This is a genomic window from Anabaena azotica SJ-1 (assembly GCF_047275885.1).
Classification (GTDB): domain Bacteria; phylum Cyanobacteriota; class Cyanobacteriia; order Cyanobacteriales; family Nostocaceae; genus Trichormus_B; species Trichormus_B azotica_A.
Window position 1 is genome coordinate 1,280,940 of the sequence record NZ_CP178454.1, and the last position, 21,291, is coordinate 1,302,230.

16 protein-coding genes and 1 tRNA gene are annotated in these 21,291 nt (G+C 37.4%); 4 read left to right on the top strand and 13 right to left on the bottom strand.

Features of this window, described 5'->3' with window-relative positions:
* Positions 1-176: 176 nt before the first annotated feature.
* On the top strand, positions 177-2,336 hold the full coding sequence (locus ACLLO5_RS05570) for a phage/plasmid primase, P4 family (RefSeq protein WP_413174492.1): 2,160 nt from the start codon (positions 177-179) through the stop codon (positions 2,334-2,336).
* A gap of 252 nt (positions 2,337-2,588) precedes the next feature.
* On the opposite strand, the gene ACLLO5_RS05575 is transcribed toward ACLLO5_RS05570, so the two are convergent.
* The 6 genes from ACLLO5_RS05575 to ACLLO5_RS05600 all read right to left on the bottom strand — a co-directional run bounded on the left by ACLLO5_RS05575 (position 2,589) and on the right by ACLLO5_RS05600 (position 11,363).
* Positions 2,589-5,552: a type I restriction endonuclease subunit R gene (locus ACLLO5_RS05575; protein ID WP_413174493.1), complete on the bottom strand. Its 2,964-nt coding sequence runs from the start codon at positions 5,550-5,552 to the stop codon at positions 2,589-2,591.
* 7 nt (positions 5,553-5,559) lie between these two features.
* Positions 5,560-6,762: a restriction endonuclease subunit S gene (locus tag ACLLO5_RS05580; RefSeq protein WP_413174494.1), complete on the bottom strand. Its 1,203-nt coding sequence runs from the start codon at positions 6,760-6,762 to the stop codon at positions 5,560-5,562.
* Positions 6,763-6,769: 7 nt separating this feature from the next.
* Positions 6,770-7,876, bottom strand: coding sequence for a HigA family addiction module antitoxin (locus ACLLO5_RS05585; RefSeq protein WP_413174495.1), 1,107 nt, complete (start codon positions 7,874-7,876; stop codon positions 6,770-6,772).
* On the bottom strand, positions 7,869-8,198 hold the full coding sequence (locus ACLLO5_RS05590; protein ID WP_413174496.1) for a type II toxin-antitoxin system RelE/ParE family toxin: 330 nt from the start codon (positions 8,196-8,198) through the stop codon (positions 7,869-7,871). The genes ACLLO5_RS05585 and ACLLO5_RS05590 overlap by 8 nt, the downstream gene beginning before the upstream one ends.
* Positions 8,199-8,367: 169 nt before the next feature.
* A complete protein-coding gene (locus tag ACLLO5_RS05595; protein WP_413174497.1) occupies positions 8,368-9,867 on the bottom strand; it encodes a type I restriction-modification system subunit M in 1,500 nt (499 codons plus the stop codon).
* Entirely contained in the window at positions 9,855-11,363 is a 1,509-nt protein-coding gene (locus ACLLO5_RS05600) for a type I restriction-modification system subunit M (RefSeq protein ID WP_413174498.1), read from the bottom strand. Before ACLLO5_RS05600 ends, ACLLO5_RS05595 begins: the two co-directional genes overlap by 13 nt.
* Before the next feature lie 171 nt (positions 11,364-11,534).
* Here ACLLO5_RS05600 and ACLLO5_RS05605 point away from each other — a divergent pair, with 171 nt between their 5' ends.
* The 3 genes from ACLLO5_RS05605 to ACLLO5_RS05615 all read left to right on the top strand — a co-directional run bounded on the left by ACLLO5_RS05605 (position 11,535) and on the right by ACLLO5_RS05615 (position 14,719).
* Positions 11,535-12,482 (top strand): hypothetical protein, encoded by a 948-nt coding sequence (locus ACLLO5_RS05605; RefSeq protein WP_413174499.1) that lies wholly within the window; start codon positions 11,535-11,537, stop codon positions 12,480-12,482.
* A 273-nt stretch (positions 12,483-12,755) separates the two neighbouring features.
* The gene (gene xisF / locus ACLLO5_RS05610) at positions 12,756-14,288 is read left to right on the top strand and encodes a fdxN element excision recombinase XisF (RefSeq protein ID WP_413174500.1); all 1,533 of its coding nucleotides are present in this window, start codon (positions 12,756-12,758) and stop codon (positions 14,286-14,288) included.
* Positions 14,289-14,305: 17 nt separating this feature from the next.
* Positions 14,306-14,719: a hypothetical protein gene (locus ACLLO5_RS05615; RefSeq protein ID WP_413174501.1), complete on the top strand. Its 414-nt coding sequence runs from the start codon at positions 14,306-14,308 to the stop codon at positions 14,717-14,719.
* A gap of 88 nt (positions 14,720-14,807) precedes the next feature.
* Here ACLLO5_RS05615 and ACLLO5_RS05620 read toward each other — a convergent pair whose 3' ends face one another.
* The 7 genes from ACLLO5_RS05620 to pstS form a co-directional block, all read right to left on the bottom strand.
* Positions 14,808-16,037, bottom strand: coding sequence for a tyrosine-type recombinase/integrase (locus tag ACLLO5_RS05620; protein WP_413174502.1), 1,230 nt, complete (start codon positions 16,035-16,037; stop codon positions 14,808-14,810).
* Positions 16,038-16,218: 181 nt separating this feature from the next.
* Positions 16,219-16,290, bottom strand: a tRNA-Cys gene (locus ACLLO5_RS05625).
* 126 nt (positions 16,291-16,416) lie between these two features.
* Complete coding sequence (locus tag ACLLO5_RS05630; RefSeq protein WP_413174503.1) at positions 16,417-17,013, bottom strand: chromophore lyase CpcT/CpeT; 597 nt, start codon at positions 17,011-17,013, stop codon at positions 16,417-16,419.
* A gap of 184 nt (positions 17,014-17,197) precedes the next feature.
* Positions 17,198-17,977, bottom strand: a complete 780-nt coding sequence (gene pstB / locus ACLLO5_RS05635) for a phosphate ABC transporter ATP-binding protein PstB (protein WP_413174504.1) — start codon at positions 17,975-17,977, stop codon at positions 17,198-17,200.
* 52 nt (positions 17,978-18,029) lie between these two features.
* Positions 18,030-18,905 carry a phosphate ABC transporter permease PstA gene (gene pstA, locus ACLLO5_RS05640; protein WP_413174505.1) on the bottom strand — a complete coding sequence of 292 codons (876 nt, stop codon included), beginning with the start codon at positions 18,903-18,905 and terminating at the stop codon, positions 18,030-18,032.
* A gap of 57 nt (positions 18,906-18,962) precedes the next feature.
* Entirely contained in the window at positions 18,963-19,964 is a 1,002-nt protein-coding gene (pstC, locus tag ACLLO5_RS05645) for a phosphate ABC transporter permease subunit PstC (protein WP_413174506.1), read from the bottom strand.
* A 167-nt stretch (positions 19,965-20,131) separates the two neighbouring features.
* Complete coding sequence (gene pstS / locus ACLLO5_RS05650; RefSeq protein ID WP_413174507.1) at positions 20,132-21,172, bottom strand: phosphate ABC transporter substrate-binding protein PstS; 1,041 nt, start codon at positions 21,170-21,172, stop codon at positions 20,132-20,134.
* Positions 21,173-21,291 lie beyond the last annotated feature (119 nt).

Sequence of the window (21,291 nt, forward strand, 5' to 3'; positions counted from 1 at the left end):
ATGATAAATTCGGATAAGTCAAAAGCAAATTGTTCACCACATCCTATCAAATAGGAAGTAAAACAATACTTATTAGTTAAGTAATGTTTTATTACCTATGTTCATTGCAAAAAAAAGCCATTAGTTAGCAACTATTGTTGCACAACTTATAGCTCTGATTATCATAAAAATTCACCATGATTATATCAAATAACGACGATTATAGCAATAACGTTGTCTCTAATTCACCTTTCTCATTATCCAATGAAGAGCGTAATACCTTATCATTACAACATTTAGAAGAGTGGGTGAAGGAAAGTGGAGTTTCTGAAGAAATCACTCGTCTCAATGTTAAAACCTTGGAAAGTAGGGAAGAAATAGCAAAGTATTTAGATTGGAAAAAATACACTCATTTACCTGGTTGGTGGTGTAGTGGAATCAATCCCAGAAATGGATTACCAATGGGAAAGATGCACGGACAATTTAAGCCAAATAAGCCTTTTAAATTTCCAAACTCAGATAAACCAGCTAAATATCTTTCCTCTAAAGCTCAATATGATGCTATCTGTTTGAATACCGGAAATCCACGCTATTGGTTAGAAATTATTCAAAATATTTCTATACCAATTTTCATAACTGAAGGATGTAAAAAAGCAGGTGCAGGACTAACATATAAATACCCGACATTGGCATTATTAGGGGTAGAAATGGGTTTGGATGATGGAAAGTTAGTCAGCCATTTAGAAATATTCGCTCAAGTAGGAAGAGTTATATACCTCTGTTTTGATGCAGATATTGTTCGTAAAATTTCTGTTAAAAAAGCCCTAATTCGCTTGGCTAAAGTCCTATGTGAGAAAGGATGTAGAGTTTATGTAGTTATTTGGGATGAATCTAAAGGTAAGGGAATGGATGATTTTTTAGTTGGTAATGGTAAGGCAGAATTTGAAGTGGCAATTGCAGCAGCACAAGACATTCATGAATTTGAAAACCAAGCTCTAGATGATCAAACTAATAAAATTCAGAAAAGTAAAAATAAATTGCTAGAACAATCATCAATAGCAGAAATTATTGCTCCTAAATGCACGACGTTAAAATTTGATTCACAAATTAGCCAATGGATGAAATATGAAGATGGCTATTGGACTATAGCCAGTAAGGAAAAAATACTCCAAGTGATTATCAAGGAAATAAAAGCACTGTATCCCGATTCAGGATTTAATTCAAGCTATCCAGAAGGAGTAATAAATTTGTTAAAAATTGAGTTATTGTGTCATAAATGGAATGAACCACCTAAACATTTACTTCCCTTCAAAAATGGTGTATTAGATGTAAAAAATCACCAAATTATTCCTCATTCACCAGATTATTGCTTCTTGAACATTATTGATAGAGAACATGATATCAATGCTAAAGATTGGAGTGTTATTCAGGAATGGATGAATTTTGTATTTGAAGATAATGATCACCAAAAACACTTACTTTTGTGCTGGTATGCAGCAGTATTAAGGGGTATGTGGCAACTTCACAGGTTTGCCTTAATTATTGGTTTAGGAGGAACTGGTAAATCTACAGCGATGAAATTAGCTACAGAATTAGTCGGTAAAAGGTTTTGTCATAGTTTAACTCTCTCTTCTTTGAACAATAATCAATTTCAAACAGGAAAGATTTATGATAAACGATTAGTTTGTATCAATGATGCTGATTACTATCGAGGAAACATAGAAATATTCAAAAATATCACTGGAGGAGATAACCTTAGTATTGAGGAAAAATATAAAACTTCTTTCACAGCGATATACAAAGGAATGGTAATGATAACTGCCAATCATCTTGTTTTTACTGCGGATGATTCAGGATTAGACAGACGGATGATTCTTTTTAAATTCAATCGGCTAGTACCAAAAACCGATACTGATTTTTTAGCAAAACTTTGTACACAGATATCTGGCTTCACTAATTATCTACTGAGTATTCCTGAAGAAGAAATTACTCATACCCTAATTAACAAGGTTGATGAAAGTGGAGTCAGAGAGCAAAATGAAATGGAATTTTTACTACAAATAAATTCTGTTGCTGATTGGTTGAATAGTAATTATGTCTATGATCCAAATAATCAAATTTCTATTGGTGCAGACAAAAACAAACCTGAACAACTCTATGGTGATTATTGGCGGTATTGCCAGATGACATCATCTAAATGCTATAGTCACAAGGATTTCAGCCCAGAAATTATCCGTCTAGGACGGGGGAAACTGGAAAAGGTTAAAACTAGCAGTGGTTTTGTAATTCGGGGACTCAAACAGGATAATTCCGGGGGATTCATCGAATCCATCATCTATCAATCTCATTGCAAATAAACTTTTCCTTCTCACCCTGCACACCCTTCACTCTCTGCATTTTAGTGTCCAAGAATCTGATTACGTAAGGGATTGAAGGATGCAGAGTATTTTGTGGGGTATGCAGGGTGAATGCAGGGAAGAAAAACCCATACTGCATTATCCCAGAAAATAGTTAGAGCAATGCTTTCAGCTATAATTGATTACTGCTATGCAGGGTGTGCAGGGTGAAAATGAAAAAGTTTTAGTTTTACGGAAAGGAACTATTTCCCATCAATAATACTGCCTGATATAACCATAAGCCTTCTCAAAAATCTCCTTATCTTGGTGCAACTTATATTTAAACAAAGTCTTTCGTAAAGCCTGTTTTACTTCCCTCTCACCTGCACTGGTTTTCTGCCATCCAGGGAAGCGTACTAACCTGACTATTTCATCAATATCATTAACAATTCGTTCCACCATTTTTGGTGTTTGCTCATTGCGAACTTCTAAAAATAACTCTGTTAAAGCTGCTTTACCTCTATCGTCTTCTACCTCTGCTGGAGTGTCTTTTTCTGTTTGTAGCAAATCACGAGCTAAATCAAGTAAATCTTTGAGGAAAGCTACGCTGTGAATTTGTCCTTGTTCATGGCGTTCTTTTAGGGCTTCTAGACGTTCTGATAAAGCTCGAAATTGGGGATTATTAATATGTTGGCGTAGTCTTGTAGCAACTTTTATTTCTATTTCTTTGGCTTTCTTTCTCGGATCTGAAGAATTTAAAACTACTTCTAATAATTCCGCATCTAAAATAATTTGTTCTAAATCATCACGGACTGCTTCTACTCGCACATTTTGATGGATTAATTCTATGGTTTTTGCTCCAAGGGCGTGCCATAACAGTTTACCCATGCCTGTTGTTGGTTGAACAGAAATATAAATTTGAGATAGCCATTTGTAATCTGTTTGGTAGTTAATGAGGATGGGATCTGGTGATATTGCTTCCCATAATTTAGTTAGGTTGTTGTAATCAGCAGCAAAGTTATCACGGACATTATTATTAGGTAAACAATCCTGAGCAGCAATTAATCCTTCATATCCACTCAGGTTTCTATCTACTCCTGGGAAATATGCTAGACATTTTTGTACTGCTCCGGGAAGTTCATTTTTTAAATTATTAATTCCAGAAACAACTTGCTGAAAACCTTGTTCATCAAAGTCTAATGCTTGGGCTACATCATCAAATACACCCAGATAATCTACTACTAAACCATGTGTTTTTGTATTACCATAGGTGCGATTAGTACGACAGATAGCTTGGAGTAAGGTATGAGTTTTTAAAGGTTTATCCAAATACATCGCTTGGAGAATAGGCGCGTCAAATCCTGTAAGTAATTTGGCAGTGACGATGATAATTTTTAGAGGATCTTTGGCATCACGATATCTATCTAATAATTTTTCTTCTTGATCACGAGTGCGGTAATAGGGTTTCAATCTCTCATCTTTCCCTGTGGCAGAAATAACTATTTCACTGGCTTCTGGGGGTAAGTGTTTATCTAATTCTGCTTTATACAATAAACAGCATTCTTGATCGTAGGTAACAACCATACCTTTAAAGCCATTGGGAGCAACTTTTTGTTGGTAATGTTGGGCTATGTCTGCACAGATATTAGTAATCCTGTCTGGGACTTTCACCAGGACAGCCATTTTAGAAACTGCTTTGGTGAGAGTTTCTCGATCTAAATCTGATAATTCACCTGTTAATTCTGAATATGCTTGATCTATGGCATCTTTATCTATATGCAGTTCTACTAAACGGGGTTCAAAATGCAGAGGCAGCGTAGCCCCATCACGGATAGATTCTTCAAACCCATAGCGACTCATATAGCCACGTTCGTCTTCTTCTGCACCAAAGGCATAGAAGGTGTTTCTATCTCTTTGGTTGATGGGTGTACCTGTAAAACCAAATAGGAAAGCGTGTGGTAATGCTGCTCGCATTTTCATCCCTAAATCACCTTCTTGGGTGCGATGGGCTTCATCTACTAGGACAATAATATTTTCACGGGAATTGAGAACTCCTTCTGCTTCCCCAAATCTAAAAATAGTAGTAATAATAATTTTGCGTGTGTCCTGTTTGAGTAGCTTTTCTAATTCTGCACAGGTTTCCGCTTTGACTAAGTTGGGAATATCGGAAGCGTGAAAGGTAGAGCTAATTTGAGCATCTAAATCAAGGCGATCTACTACGATGATGATGGTAGGGTTTCGTAGTTGCGATCGCATCCGCATTTTTTGAGCAGCGAATACCATTAACAGCGATTTACCTGAGCCTTGGAAATGCCAAATTAAGCCTTTTTTGGGTCTACCTGCCACTACACGCTCAACTATCTTGTTTACAGCTTCGTATTGTTGATAGCGACAAATGATTTTGATGCGGCGTTTTTTCTTATCGGTGGCAAATAAGGTGAAGTAATTGAGGATATCTAAAATAACTGCGGGACTATGTAGGGAAGCGATCGCATCTTTGAGGGCTGCTAAACTAGCAAGAGGTGTATTGTCATCTGTTCGCCAAGGTCCCCACAGGTCTACGGGCATACGGATAGAACCATAGCGTAATTCTTTGCCTTCTGTAGCTACACTGAAGACGTTACAAGCAAACAATTCTGGGACGTTTTTTTCATAGTCGTCATGTACTTGTAATGCCCCATCTACCCAAGTTACTGCTTGTCTGACGGGGGTTTTAGCTTCAATAACAACGAGGGGAAAACCATTAACTAACAGCACTATATCGGCTCGACGTTCTTCTGTACCAGCGAGGTAGGTGTATTGGGTGGTGAGGATGTATTGATTATTTTCTATGTTGTCAAAGTCTATGAGGCGGACTGTTGTGTGTTCGTGGTTGATACCAAAGGGCATAGTGCGATCGCCCCGTAACCAGATGGTAAACTCTTCGTTAGCCCGGATGAGTCCATCACTGCGGACTGATAGCACTATTGCCCGTAAGCGATAGAGGACTTCTTCTGCTAGGTTAGGGTTGGCGGTGATTTCTGGGTTGAGGCGAATTAAGGCATCACGGACAAAGGTTTCAACGAAGACTTCTTGAGGTTGACGGGGGATATTTTGTGAGGGGAGGTAGTTCCAACCAACACCGTTAATTTTTCTGTTTGTGCGTGATAAGCCAGGTTGAGGTGCTGCGGTTTGGGTAATTTTACCGCAGAGAATATCACGGATAAAGGCTTCGACGGTGTTGGATTCGTTGAACATTCAATTACTACCTCTTGTTTTTTGTTATTAATTCTCGCAAATAGCTGAAAATAGCTTGTGTTTTATCTATTCTCTTCGACACAGAAGATAAAATATGTTCTAATTGCTCTAACTTTTCAACAGCTACTTCTTGTATAGAAAGTGGAGGTAGTGGTATTTGAAGCTCTCGCTGTCGTTGGATTCCAATATATGCTCTTGTGGACTGTCGGCTATATGATGCAAGCTGCCTTTGGAAAAAAGAAGACCGAAAAACAAGATATAGGTACTTTGGTAAAAGTCGTTCTTCTTTTTGAATACGATAGTAGGTAACTTGCGGTGTTAGCATTACAAACTCAGTTTTTATTCCATTTAAGATTGCAGTTTCTCCTACCGTTCCTTTATGCGTAAGTAAAACATCTCCCGCTTTCGCAAAACCAATTCTTAATGATAAAGCAAGCTCTTCCGATATATATTTACATTCATTAAAATTAATCTTTCCATCCACAACATCAGAAGCCATCAAAAAAGGAATGCCAATTTCCACAAAGTCTTTACCTTTAGGATGCTTTTCACCATGATTACCATCTTGTGGAGGAGCAATAATATTTTGGTCAATTAATTGTTGAATTTTTACAATATTTACTAACTGCTCATTAATTTGAAAATCAATGTATGATTGTAAAAGAATCTTGCTAGAATGATGTAATTGATATAAAGTTTCCAAACTTTTTGATGCACTGATTAATACAGTTACTAACTTTTCCTGTTTTTCTGGAGGTGGTAAGACAAACTCAAATTTAGCCAAACTCGTCCAATTTGTTCTCGGTGAAAGTGACCCTGCTGAAGTCCCTACAGCATATTCAAAAAACCGATCTGTTTGACAAATAAACGGTAAAAGTTCAGGAAGTAAAACTTTTTGATTAGCACTTTCAAACACATAAATATCACCTGAACAAACACCCTCAAAATCAGCTACAGCAACTTTACGCTGATAAGCTCGACGCTTCCCAAATAAAACCTGTCCAGGCTTAAATTTGCTAGTAAAAGTTATTCCCTCAGCCACAAGTCCCCAGCGCCGAATCCGTAAATCTTCAGGATCAATATGCTCAAGTCCCACATATCGCTCAATACTTTCTATTTCTGATTTAGCAGCACGTTCTTTACTGAGACGCACCACATCCCCAAACTTTACTAACTTCCACCCTGGTTTTAATGTATCGGCTTGTATCATCTTGAACTTATTCTACCCCTTGAAAACAAAAACTCTCCTTCAAACCATTCATCCAAGAGCGATCTATTAGATGATCATGTTGCAAGCGACCGACCACAATTCCAGAATGAATACCAATACGCGCTGCAAAATCAACAACATCAGCTTTAGATTTAAGTTGCGCTAACTCTCCTTCATATTCAGAAGGTATCAAAAATTCCCGCGACCATTGATCAGCTTCCCGTTCTTGTTCAGATTCCAAATTTTCCCCGTTATCCCATTCATCAAGAAAAATATTTTCCTTATTATGTAATAGGATATGTGCAGCTTCATGGAAGAAATTGAACCAGAAGCGATCATTGGTTTTACCGTAAAGTGAAAGTTGAATCAGTGCCTTATGGGGATTTAACCATCGCGCTACACCACTAACGTGCGCTCCTTTAATTGATGGTACTAAAACCAACACAACCCCAGATTCTCGGCATAATTGTTGCATCCGTGGTTCAAATTCTGCTGGTGGTAACACCGTCAAAGTGCGAATTTCCTGCACGGCTTTTTCAAACTTTGATTTACTGTATTTAGGACAATCTAATTTTTCTGCTTCTATTTCCCCCAACCGCAACCAAGCGGAAATAGCACCAACATCACTTTGTTCTTCGCGGGTGCGACGAAAAGAAACTTCTAAACTTCCGTAGCATTTCTGCCAATCTTCCGGTGAAGCAACACCAAAAAACTGCAATAAATTTTTTACCACTCCTGGTTTATTCTTAGCAATTAAAACGCACTTGGGAATTACACCTTGGTTCATCAATTCTCTGACTGGTAACTGATCTAACCAAGATGTCCACCCCTGTAAGCGGCTTTCTTCTTCTTTTTTAGCTAAAGCAGCGCGATATTGGGCTTCATATCTGAGCCAAAATGCGGCTGTACTTCCTAAAACTCGTTCTAGCTTCAGGGCTGTTTCTTCATTGAGAGATGCTTTGCCGTTAATTAGTAAACTGATATGTTTGGTAGTGTAGCCTAAACGCTCCGCTAACTGTGCTTGTGTCCAATCACGCTCTTCTAAGAATTCAGCGATCGCATCACCAGGGGAAGATACCCAATCGGGAGTAAAAGGTCGGGTGGTCTTAGTCATGGTAATCTCCAATGAAAACAATACAAACAGCAGTAACTTTTGACCAATCAATGCTTCCATCCTCAGTCAACGGGATGGGGTCGTTATCAGGCTTAAATACAAGTCGTTTACCACCTTCTAGATTGACTGCAAATTCACCTGCCCGATCTCCTTTTAAGGGATGGGGATGACCTATAACTAATTCTGTGACACAACTAGCAACACCAATAATCATCAACTGGGTTCTCAATTTCTTGGCACAGTTTGCACCCAATGTTCTTTGCGCTAGTTTTTCCTGCTCGCATAGTTTTTGCAGTTTGCTGTCAGCGAAGGTGATTTCCATTTGCTAGTGGTCTAATACAAGTTTACCATTTTGGTAAAGAAATTTGTTATATTCCAGAGGAGATATCATATCAATTAATGTAATCCTTTACCGTTTTGGTAAAGAAATTTGTTATATCCTCAAAAAAGCTTATATCAAAGCATACTTTACCATATTGGTAAATATTTTTTTATGTCTCTAACGAATCCAGCATATCAACTAAAGCATCCATTTCTAGCCAAAAAGCTCTACTGCCTTGTTCCCAATTATCCCAAACTTCAGCTAGTGTTTTTACTTCCTCTGTTTGGCTATTAGCCGTTTTTCGCCGCACATACAACGGAATAGATAAACTGTAATCTTGGGTAGCGATTTCCTCTAATGTCGCAATTTTAGCAAAACCAGGATCATCAATGTAACTTTGATAAGTGCTGAGAATACGTAACTGATGCTCCGGTTTGAGGATACTTTGTGCCTGAACACGTGCTACTTCATGGACTGCATCAATAAATAAAATCCGTCCTTGTCGTTCTGGAGGCTTACTGCTACGGCAAACAATAATACAAGCTTCCATTGGAGAGTTATAAAACAGATTTGGACCCAAACCTAAAACACATTCCACTAAATCAGACTTAACTAAATTTTCGCGCATTTCGGCTTCTTCCTTGCGGAACAATACCCCATGCGGAAAGAGAATTGCACAGCGTCCCGTTTTTGGATCTAGACTTTTGAGAATGTGCTGAAAAAAGGTATAGTCAGCCCTTCCTTGAGGTGGTGTCCCTAAAAAATTACGCTGCCAAGGATCACTTTGAAAGGCTTCCCGCTTCCACTGTTTAATAGAGTAGGGGGGATTAGCCAAAACTACATCAAAAGTTTGTAGTTGATCATCTTCAATGAAACCAGGATTTTCTAAAGTATCACCGCGCATGATTTGGTAATCATCTACTCCATGTAAAACCAAATTCATCCGAGCAATGGAAGCAGTCATGTGGTTGCGTTCCTGTCCGTAAAGCTTGAGAGTGCGATGTTCTCCACCAGTACGCTTGACTTCAGTTAATGCAGAAATTAACATTCCTCCAGTGCCGCAGGTAGGATCATAAATGCGATCGCCTGATTTGGGGGCAAGCATCTGTACCATTAAATAAACAACGGTACGATTGGTATAAAATTCCTGGGCTGTATGTCCACTGTCATCAGCAAATTGTTTAATCAGATATTCATAAGCATTCCCTAATTCATCTTCAGGAACATTAGCTAGGGAAAGTACCACTGTAGAAAAATGTTCCAGCAGATTTTTAATTACAGAATCAGGTAAACGTTCTTTATTTGTCCAGGGTGCATCACCGAAAATCCCATCTAACTTTCCAGGATTAGCGGTTTCAATAGCCCGCATAGCCGTTTGTAAAGCCTTCCCAACATCCTTGGCAATAGTGCGGACATCTTTCCAGTGAGCGCCATCAGGAATTATAAAGCGATCGTTTGCAGTGTCACGGGCATAATTAATATCACCTGTATCTGCTAAAGCTTGGGCAAAATCCTCATCCCAAACATCGGATAATCGCTTATAAAACAGCAAAGGAAAGATGTATTGTTTATAGTCACCTGCATCAACTAACCCCCGGAGAATGGTAGCTGCACCCCACAGATAACTCTCTACAGCTTGTTGTGTAATTTGTGTACTCACTCCAGCCATCCCCCTTCTAACATTACCTGATGCAAATTTTCCTCAGCTTCCCGGCATTTTACCAAAGCATCTTTAAAGGATGCGATCGCATCTTCCAGAGGAGGAATATCTGCCCCGATAGGTGGTAAAACATAACGTGATATATTCAGCGTCCATCCTTCCTTTTCAATTTCCTCCAAAGAAACCACCCGCGCTCGATCTTCCACATCTGTAAATTCTTGATACCAGCGCAGAATTTCCGCAGCGTGTTCTGGTTCTAAAAAGTTTTGAGCGCGTCCTTTCCGAAATACTCCTGAAGCATCAACAATTAACAATTTACCTGCTTTTTCTTGAGCTTTACGTTGACGCAGTATCAGTATACAAGCAGCCAAACCAGTACCATAAAACAAGTTTGGTGCTAGTCCAATTACCGCCTCAATCATGTCCATTTCTAGCAGGGTTTGTCTAATTTTTCCTTCCACCCCACCCCGAAATAATGCACCTTGAGGTAACACAACAGCCATCCGTCCATGTGGTTTAGCCATAGACTTAACCATGTGTTGCACCCAAGCAAAATCACCGCTACTATCCGTAGGTAAACCCGCAAAAGCCCTACCCCAAGGATCTGCTTCCCAAACTTCCCTTCCCCATTTTTCTAATGAGAAGGGAGGATTAGCAATTACCACATCAAATTCAGCTAAACTATGGGTATTTGGATTAGTAAAAAAAGGGGTACGCAGAGTATCACCACGTTCAATCACAAAATCTTCTACTTCGTGCAGAAATAAATTCATCCGCGCAGTGGAAGCAGTGGTTAAATTCTTTTCTTGCCCGTGTAACTTGCCAAAGAATGTCCTTGCATCTCCACCTTTATTGCGTACATGAGCAACAGCAGCAAGTAACATTCCTCCTGTACCACAAGCTGGATCATAAACTGTTTCCCCTTCTTGGGGATCTAGCATATCTACCATTAGCTGTACTACACTCCTGGGAGTGTAAAATTCTCCAGCTTTATTCTTGGTAGTATCAGCAAATTTTTTAATCAGGTACTCATAAGCATCACCCATCACATCACTGTGAACACGCTTATTACTAAGATTAAGTGCTGAAAAATGTTCGATCAGGTCTTTTAGCAGTTCATCAGACAGCTTTTCTTTGTTTTTCCACTGAGCATCTCCAAATACACCATACAAATGTTTTTGGTTGGCAACTTCAATATTCCGCAGCGCATCTTGTAAAACAGTTCCTACATTGCTAGATGCTTCACGTACATTCTGCCAGTGGCTATCTTGGGGTATTTGAAAGCGGTGTTCGTCAGGGAAATCTTCACCATATTCTGCAATCATTTTTTGACGTTCTTCATCCCAAACATCACAAATGCGTTTGAAGAACAACAATGGTAAAATATAACTTTTCCAATCCGTCCTATCCACGGGACTCCCACGTAAAATATTCGCCGCTTCCCATAAATGGGATGACAACTCAGATAGAGTGATGGAAGTTTCAAACAGCGTTCCCTGGATCATGTTGCTTTGTACTGAAATGGGCAAGAATTTCTTTGCTTTGATGTTATCAGAATAACTTGCTGTTAAAGATTTTAATTACAAAAATATCTGTAAATTGTTTTTCAAAGTGATACAATGAGGATATTTTAAAACTATAATCGCCTATTTTTTTATTAAAAAACAAGAAAAGTCATGACTAATTTAGAAGATTTCATACTAGACGAAACTATTATGGGAATAATTGATCAAAATGGTTTATCGAAAGAAATTTCTTTGAGACAAAGCCTAGAAATGTTCCGTAAACAAGAATTGTCAAAAGATAAGGAACTTGGGATTACACGCAGCCGTATTCCTTTTACATTCATGTCCTTTCCTGATAAACCTGAAACTCCTGATTTTATGAGTCTTTCAGCAGCTATCAACAATATTCCAGTCTTTAATCTGTCTCCAGATAATCAAAATCAAGCCATTTGGATGAGATGCGTTCAATTGTATTATCAAGCTAAAGCTATCTTGCTACCAAATAAGATATTTAAACTAATACCAGATCCAACTCAACCAGGTGGTTCAGTTCAAAAGATGTTACCACGCCAGGGACTGAAAAATTTGGACTTAGAGACTAATGCTGAAAAAGCTTTGTATGATTTATTGAAAGCAGGAGAATCTGAAATTATTGCTTGGGCAAATAGTGAAGGTATTAATTATCCCTTCAGTAACTTTGAAGAATTATTTATTCATATTCTTAAAGCCAAATTTCAAATAGAAATACAAGAAGAATCATTCGGATTAAAGCCATCGTGGACAAATCAAAGAGAAGAAAAACAACACTACCGTGGATGGCTAAAATACCTGAATGACCATGATTTAGATGAAAAATCTGAGAAAAGATATAGAGAAATACTTATGGATATGGAGTGGGAAGGCTACCCATTGCTCGCACTTAAATCTAAAAAGACAGATAAAAAATTGAAAAAACTATGGCAATCATACTTAAAAACGCACAGAGCATTAATTGAAATAATTGACACCAAAATATACTGGAATAATGGCATACCTCATAAAAATAAAAATACAAATAAAAGACTTCCAATTAAAGCAACTGTGAGTAAACAAGGTTCTTTTGAATGGAATTGGCCATAGGCAGCAGAAAAGATAATTTTATGACTTATGTGCTTAACATTTTTTAACTAAATTAGACAAAAAATCCACTTCCACTAGAACTCTGATATTTAAATATCAGAGTTATTTTTTTATCCATGAAGACAAATAGATACACAAGATTGTCAATAGGATTTTTTTTAGATATTCACCCCTTAATCATGAGATTTCTTAGGCAGAAATAACCTATTTTTGTGCATATCCGGCTGGTAGTGGGTATGCACAAAAATTATCATTCATACTGAGGTTGAACTAATGAAAATAAAAACAGTTGTAGGATATGCGAGAGTCTCATCCCGTGAACAAGCTGAAGACTCTCATGCTTTGGAACAGCAAATAGCAAGGCTAAAAGCCGCAGGAGCTACGGAAATATTTCAAGATATTCAGTCAGGTAGTAGAGATGATAGACCTGCTCTCAAACAACTGCTAGATTTAGTCCATAAGCAAGCAGTTGATGAAGTAATTATCACTCGCATAGATAGATTAGCAAGGTCATTGCCTAAACTCCGTGAGTGTATATATGATTATCAACAAGCTAAGGTAAATCTAAAAATTTTAGATCAGCAAATAGATTTAAACACTTCTCAAGGGAAGTTAATGGTCAATATCTTAGGCTCTCTTGCTGAATGGGAAACAGACCTATTATCAGAACGTATCCAACACGGAAAAGCGCACCGTCGCAATAAAAAAGCTGCTAATGAATCTTATCCTTGGGGATATCAAGTAGTTAACGATAAATATGAATTAGATCATCGCTTGTGTCTGTGTCTTCTGTCAGACAGACCTGCTAATTGTCTGGAACTATATCACGAAGATGATTTGACAAAACTTCCAGGATTAACTTTCAAACAAATCGCTAGAGATTGTATTGATATCTTTTTAGAAAAAAAAGGATCTTCTCGTGCTTTAAAGGCTATATTCAACAAATATGGAATTAGCAAAAGAAGCTCTAATAGAAACAGCAGAGACAGTTTATTACATTGGACACCTACTGGTTTTAATCGCTGGCTAACCAATCATGTTCTATGCGGACATACTGCCTATCTTCAGCGAATTACTATTAGTAAAGGTAAAAGGAAACTAAATAAGCCAGAAGATTGGATGATAATTCGTGATACGCATCCAGAACATAGACTCATTACTGATGAAGAATTAGCAGAAATTCAACAAATTCTCAAATTTAACTCTAAAACTGGACATTTTAACTTTAATCAAGACTTAGATAATCCTATTTGTTATCGGCCTTATGCTTATCAAACAGGATTAGTTTTTTGTGCTGAATGTGGATCAAAGTGTATTACTAAAAGTGGTAAATGTAAAGAAGGGGGAAAATACTACTATTTTGCCTGTAGATATGCAGGTATGGGTTGCTCAAATAAAAAATCTACACGGAAACAAAATATTGAGGATGCTCTTATTAATACCTTAGTAGAACGTTCTCATATTCTAGCTAGTAAGTCTGACAAAATACCTGCTTTAAACCAGGAGAAATCAGAAAATTTACAAACTTTGGAATCTCGCTTAGAAGCCTTGGATAAAATTCCTGGTTTTGACCCGGATATCGAAAAAGTAAAGGATAAAGTTCGTCAACAAATTGCTGAAGAAATTAATCCATTTATATCCGATGCGATTGCACAAAAAACTACGGAGGAAATTATTTGTGCTGGTAATAACTTAGCAATATGGCATACACTAACGCCTGATGAAAAAGTCAAAGTTTACCATCAGATTGTCCAGCGCATACTTATTTACAACAAAGAAATTGTAGCAGTTATTTTGAAAATATAGCAATGACAGAGGTAATTATGAGCATTAAAGAAAACTTCTTTTTAAATAAATTTAGATGTGAAGTAGCAATGCAACAAGTCTTACAGTCATGGCATCCAACACCACGTATTGGAATAGAATGTCCAGAATGCAATTCTAATTTAATTTGTAAAAATGGAGTCATTAAAGGCGTACAACGATATTTATGCAAAAATTGTCAACAAGTGTTTCTAGAAAAACCAAACCTTGTATGTGATTGTTCAATTCCAGGTAAAAAATTAAAATGTCAGGAATGCCCTCAATTTAAGGAATTTTTAGAGATAGTCAAACAGAAGGTAAACAAATTACTACCTTTAGATATACTAGAATTAAAAAAGATAAAATCTGAAGTAGTGATTCCTGATAATGAAGGTAGTGATACTGTTGAAAATTCACATTATCAACAGGAGTGAATAATTTTGATGTAGTTTTTAGGTTCTACCGTTTTCTTTATACCATAAGCTAAAAGAGCGATAGAACCAAATTTGATTGCTTACTTAGCTACAAGTCAGGTACTTGTAAATCACGCTTGTTACCAGCATAATGCTTGTAAATTATTTCTGGAGAATTACCAACCCACTTGCCAACATCTTTAGCATCAATATCAGCTTCAAGGCAGAGGGTAATAAAAGTGTGCCTGCATTGGTAAGGCTTACGATACTCACTAATCAAACCTTGCTTAACTAATTGTGTGACTATGCCATCAATTTGTCTGCTGTGACGGTTTTTATAACCCTTCCAGGCATGATATAGAAAATCACCAAAGTCAATAAATCCACCTTTTTTGCTTTTGAAAATTAAATCTTCTGGAGCAAAATTTTCAGGCTTAATAGAGTTTAAAATTTCCTTGACTTGATTATTAATAGGAAATCGTCTTTGACTTTGTGTTTTTAAGCCATTCTTGAGAGCTAAACCTTTGCTGCTAATAGTAATTGCTTGCTCAAAAGTAATGAATTTTTCACCAATGTGTTTCCATTGCAATGCAATTGCTTCAGATGGCCTACAACCTGTGAAAAATAGAATTTTCACCAAAGGAGCATAATAGCTGTATAGCTTGCTTTCTTCAAAAGCAGCAATAATTACATCCCTTTCTTCTTTTGTAAATGGATTAATATCATTTTCTTCAGATTCTGATTTAGGAATCTGTATTTCCTGCGCCATTCCTTGAAAGGGATTAGATTCAATCAGCTTGCTTTTCAATGCCCAATCGCAGCAAGCATGAATATTAGTTAATGTACGTTTAGCCGCATTAGGGGTTAGATTCGCAACGAGATAATCACGAATTGCGATCGCATCTTCTAGGTTTCTTGTTGGTAAGTTAGCGATGTGGTTACGATACTTTCGGTAGTCCACAGCATAAGTAGATTGACTCACTTGAGGTTTTTTGAATTCTGTATACTTTTCCCAGAGTTCACCCAAGTCATGTTTTGGACTAGCAGATGGGGTAATTGAGGTAACAGTTGTTAAAGATGCTGCTGGCTTGTATTTAGCTAAACTAGCATCAAACTCACCATAATCAATGTCACGTTGGATAGTATCTGCTAAAACGGATGCTCGTTGTCTGCCTAGTGGCGTATCATCATAACCCGTAGAAACATAAAAACGCTTGGTTCTGATTTCTCCTGTTTCTGTAATTATAGGATGAGAGAAAACCAACTGAAGCCTGCCATTAGATTTTTTGAGTTGGATAGCCCCTTTGGAAGCTTTACCTTGAGAGTTCTGAGGATACATAGTTGTTCATTGGGGTAGACACCTTTACTTTACTTTTACCCCAATTTTACCCCAATAACTATGCCAAACTAGCCGAATTTACCCCAAACTTACCCCAAAAAATTAAGGACGAGTATTAAACTCGTCCCTGTAATTATTGCTAGAAGCCTTGAATTGCTTAGTTTTAGCTGTTTTTTCTTAAAGGCGACAGGCGGATTTGAACCGCCGGATGGAGGTTTTGCAGACCTCTGCCTTACCACTTGGCTATGTCGCCGGACTCACAATTACTAATAATAGCAGAATTTAGCCCAGATTGCATAGTTCGGAAGAAAATTTTTTCAAGGATAGATTTTTTTGAATAATGGGACAGACGAGAAGCCTGTCCTGTGGTGATTTGGGATTAGGGACTTAATTTCACTTCGTCAGCAAAATTACCCCAACGGACAAAGTAAAATGGCCCAGCGACAGAACCCCAAACATGATCATCGGTTTCGGGATTACGTCCTCTGTCACGGCTGATGAATTTTTCACCGTCGATTTCAAAATCGCTATCCAAATAGGTGGTCTGTCCGTTGCGGACAACTATACAACCTTTACCTGGTTCGACTGTGCCTTTGAAGTGATTACCAGCCCATTCTACAATCATGTTACAGCCTGAGAGTTTTTCCAAGCGATCGCTCGTTAACTTATGCAGACGTTCTAAATCACGGGATGCACCATAAAAGTCTTTTTCGTCTTTGACAGTATAGTTTTCAATATGGATTTTATCTCCTGCTGTCATTAACTTTAACACCCGTAACCGATAGGGGTCATTGAGCATATAGTCATAAGCTTGTTCTACAAACAAACTCACCCCTGATAGCAGTGAGTAAGGTAGGGGACGCATACATACACGAATATGGGCAAAAAAAGCCGGATTCTCAAAAACTTGGGCTTGATTGCTAAAATCAGCCGCCATCCAACGGGCTAAGGTGGCAATATCTGTAGAATGAGTCATAGCAATTTTGGATTTTGGATTTTTGATGTGGGACACAGGCTAAAAACGCCTGAAACTCATTGGCTAATTTTAAACCTTGGTGTGTCACTACTTTTCTACAGAACATAAACCAAAACCAATACAAAAAGCACCAAACCTTGGTAATTAATACTTCACATTCCCAAATCTCAAATCCAAAATCTTATTAACCAAAACGTCCAGCAACATAATCACGAGTCCGGTTATCCAGAGGATTACGAAAAATTTGACCTGTAGCGCCAAATTCTACCATTTGACCAATGCGACTTTCATCAGTGCTAAAGAAAGCTGTAAAATCAGAAACACGAGTTGCTTGTTGCATATTATGAGTCACAATCACAATTGTTAACTCAGACTTTAAACCGTGAATGAGTTCTTCCACTTTCAAAGTAGCGATAGGGTCTAAGGCTGAACAAGGTTCATCCATAAGTATAACTTTCGGTTTTACAGCTAAAGCACGGGCTATACACAAACGTTGTTGTTGTCCACCGGAAAGACCTAAAGCCGATGTATTTAGCTTATCTTTAACTTCATTCCAAAGTGCTGCACCTTTAAGAGCAGATTCAACAATTTCATCTAATTTAAATTTGGGACATCTACCAGAAATTCTGACACCATACGCCACATTTTCATAAATACTCATGGGGAAAGGATTGGGCTTTTGAAAGACCATGCCAATTTCCCGACGTAAACGATTGATATTGATACGCGGATCATAAATATTTTGACCATAAAATTCTATGCTCCCATCAACTTTGACTTTTCCTTCTAACTCACTAATGCGATTAAGGGTTTTAATGAAGGTAGATTTACCACAACCACTAGGACCAATTAGGGCTGTGACTTGGTTCTTATAAATATCTAATGATATGCCTTCAATAGCTTTATAATTTCCGTAGTAAAAACTGAGGTTTTTAACTTTGATAGCTGGAACTAGGTTAATCATAATTGGTGTGCGAATATATTGATGTGGTACAAAAATCAAAAAATCTTGAATTTTACCTGCTTTTGCGACTTAATAAACGAGAGATAAGGCTAAAAAACAAAACTAAACTCAGCAAAATTATAGAGGTAGTCCACACTAATTTATTAATTTCTGGATCTGGACTGTTGTACAAATTAAAAATTAATACAGGTAAAGATGCGGTGGGACTCGCTAAACCATCTGACCAGTTTTGACTAAATAAAGCCGTAAATAGTAGTGGTGCTGTTTCACCTGCTGCTCGTGCGATCGCCAGACAAATACCTGTAGTAATACCTGGTATTGCTGCTGTAACCACAATCCGAAATGTGGTTTGGAATCGAGTTCCACCCAAAGCGGCTGAAGCCAAGCGTTGTTGAATTGGTATCAGTTTTAATGCTTCCTCCGTTGTTAGTACAATTACTGGCAACATAATTACAGATAAAGCAAAGCCACCAGCGAAGGCGCTAAATTCTTTAGTGACTAAAACAATTACTCCATAAGCAAACATACCAACAACAATTGAAGGTACACCTGTGAGTATAGAGTTGAGGAAACGCACGAAATTAGTAATTTTGTTAGTGCTACCAAATTCTGCTAAAAATATTCCTGTCATTATACCTATAGGAATACTCAAAAATGCCCCTATACCTACCATAATAATAGTACCAAGAATGGCATTAGCAAAGCCATTTTCAATCAACGGACGATATAACATTTCTAATTTAAAACCAGACAATCCCCGTGTGAGAATTTCCCACAAAATTGATGCCAATGGAAACAATGCCAACAAACTCAGCATGAATGATAACCCATTCATTGCATAAGTGAATAAACGCCTTTGAGTTGGTAGAGGACTGAGTAATCTCTTAGAGAGAGCTTCATCTATTTCTGAATTTATATATCCACTCATGTTAATTTCAAATTAAGAGTTTTGAACTGTGTATTGTCAACAAAAAATGGCTTGCTATTATCTATTCTTTTTGCCTACCCATTGCACTAACAATACAGCACCAATATTAACAACTAGAGTTAAAGCAAACAGAATTAAACCTAAATAGCTTAATGCTCCAATATGTAATCCCGGTTCAGCTTCAGCAAATTCATTGGCTAAAACAGCGGGGATTGTATAAGCTGGATCAAGTAAAGATAGACTAATTTGATTAGAGTTACCAATTACCATTGTGACTGCCATTGTTTCACCGAGTGCGCGTCCTAAAGCCAACATGGCTGCACTCACCATTCCTGAAAATCCTGCTGGTAATAAAACACGAAAAATTGTTTCCCAACGAGTTCCACCTAAAGCCATAGATGCACTACGCAATTCTTTAGGAACAACCATTAATACATCACGAGAGATAGCAGCCATGGTTGGTAAAATCATGATTGACAGAATAATTCCCGCCGTTAACATATTATTTCCTGCGGGATCTTGGGTATTAAAAAATGGTATAAATTTAAAAGTGCTTCCCAACCATTTTTCTATAGGTTCTAGAATAGGAATAAACACAAAGATTCCCCATAAACCAATAATTACACTTGGGATAGCAGCGATTAATTCAACTACAAAAGCAATACAATTTCTAACTACTTCTGGTAAAAAATCTTCACTTGTTACTAATGCTACTGATATACCTATAGGCACAGTTAATAAAATAGCGATCGCACTGCTGATTAAAGTTCCATAAATATAAGGTAATGCCCCAAACAATTGATTACCTGTATCCCAATCTTGACTCCACAAAAACCCAAATCCAAATTTTTCAACTGCTGGTTGAGCCTCTCTAAAAATTACCCAACTCATCACAAATAATATTGCTACAGTGATGGCAGCAAATAGATAAACTATAAAGGTAAATCCTTGATCTAATCTTGAATTTAGTCCACCAATAGCAGTCAAATTTATATTTTCATCACTTAAATTTATTTGATGTGATGAATTATTTTCGTTGGGTTGAAATGAGTTGGTCATAGTCAATCAAAACAATGAAGTTATTTTTATAAAATTAGTGTTCTTAATTTCCACTATCAACTTTTTCGATTAGTAGGGATAAAAGATATTACTCAATCCCTACTATCTTTTGTAACCAAGTTAATAAGTCAAGGGGAAATTCAAAATTTCTCCTGATTGAATAGGAACTACTTGACAGTGCTATTCACTGTTTCTAAAACACGATTGACAACATCACTAGGAATTTTGGTGTAATTAAGGTCATCATTGAATTGTTGGCCATCTTTGAGTACCCAGTTAATCCATTGTTTGATAGCATTAGCTTTAGATGGATTAGAATACTGTTTGTAAACCATCATCCAAGTTAGACCAACAATAGGATAACCTTGTCCGGGATCTCCTACAAATACACGATAGTTAGCCGGAAAAGTTACAGTGGATAAAGCCGCATTTGCAGTTGCTAAAGAAGGAGCAACAAACTCTCCTTTTTTATTTTGTATTTCTGCTGATTTTAGTTTGTTTTTAGTAGCATAGTCATATTCAACATAACCAATAGAACCGGAGGTACGCGCTACTAAAGCAGCTACACCGGGATTTCCCTTTCCTTTGAGAACATTTTTTAAACTCCAATTGGGTGCAGTATTAGCGCCAATTCTGCCTTTGAAATAACCACTAATAGCACTCAAATGATTGGTAAAAATGAAGGTTGTACCGCTACCATCAGCACGAACTACAAATTTAATTGGTTGATTTGGTAGGCTTACACCTGGATTATCAGCTTTAATTTGTGCATCATCCCATTTGGTGATTTGTCCAGAAAAAATTGCTGGTAGGGTTTTGCGAGACAATCTGAGTTTATTAACTCCTGGTAAGTTGTAAACTACAGATACAGCACCACCAGCTGTGGGTACTAAAATCACACCATTTTTAACTTTAGCCATTTCATCATCTTTCATGGCTGCATCACTAGCACCAAAATCCACTGTTCCCGCAATAGTTTGACGAATACCACCACCACTACCAATTGCTTGGTAATTAACTTTTAAGTCAGGATATTTTTTCTTAACTTCACGTGCATAACGTTCGTAAAGTGGAGCAGGAAAAGTTGCTCCTGCACCGTTGAGAGTTTCTGCTTGAGCAATTACTGTCAAAATTGGACTAAACACAACAGCCCCTGTTACCACTGAAGTAGTAACTACACGGTTCAGAATGGTGGTCAAAAAACTCATACTACCTCGGATTTAAGGAATATTTTCCTGAGACAATTACAGCCTTAAATAAAGTTCATACTTAGTGATTAACTAGAAGTTAACAATAGTTAAAGAATACTTTAAAATATGTTTAAACT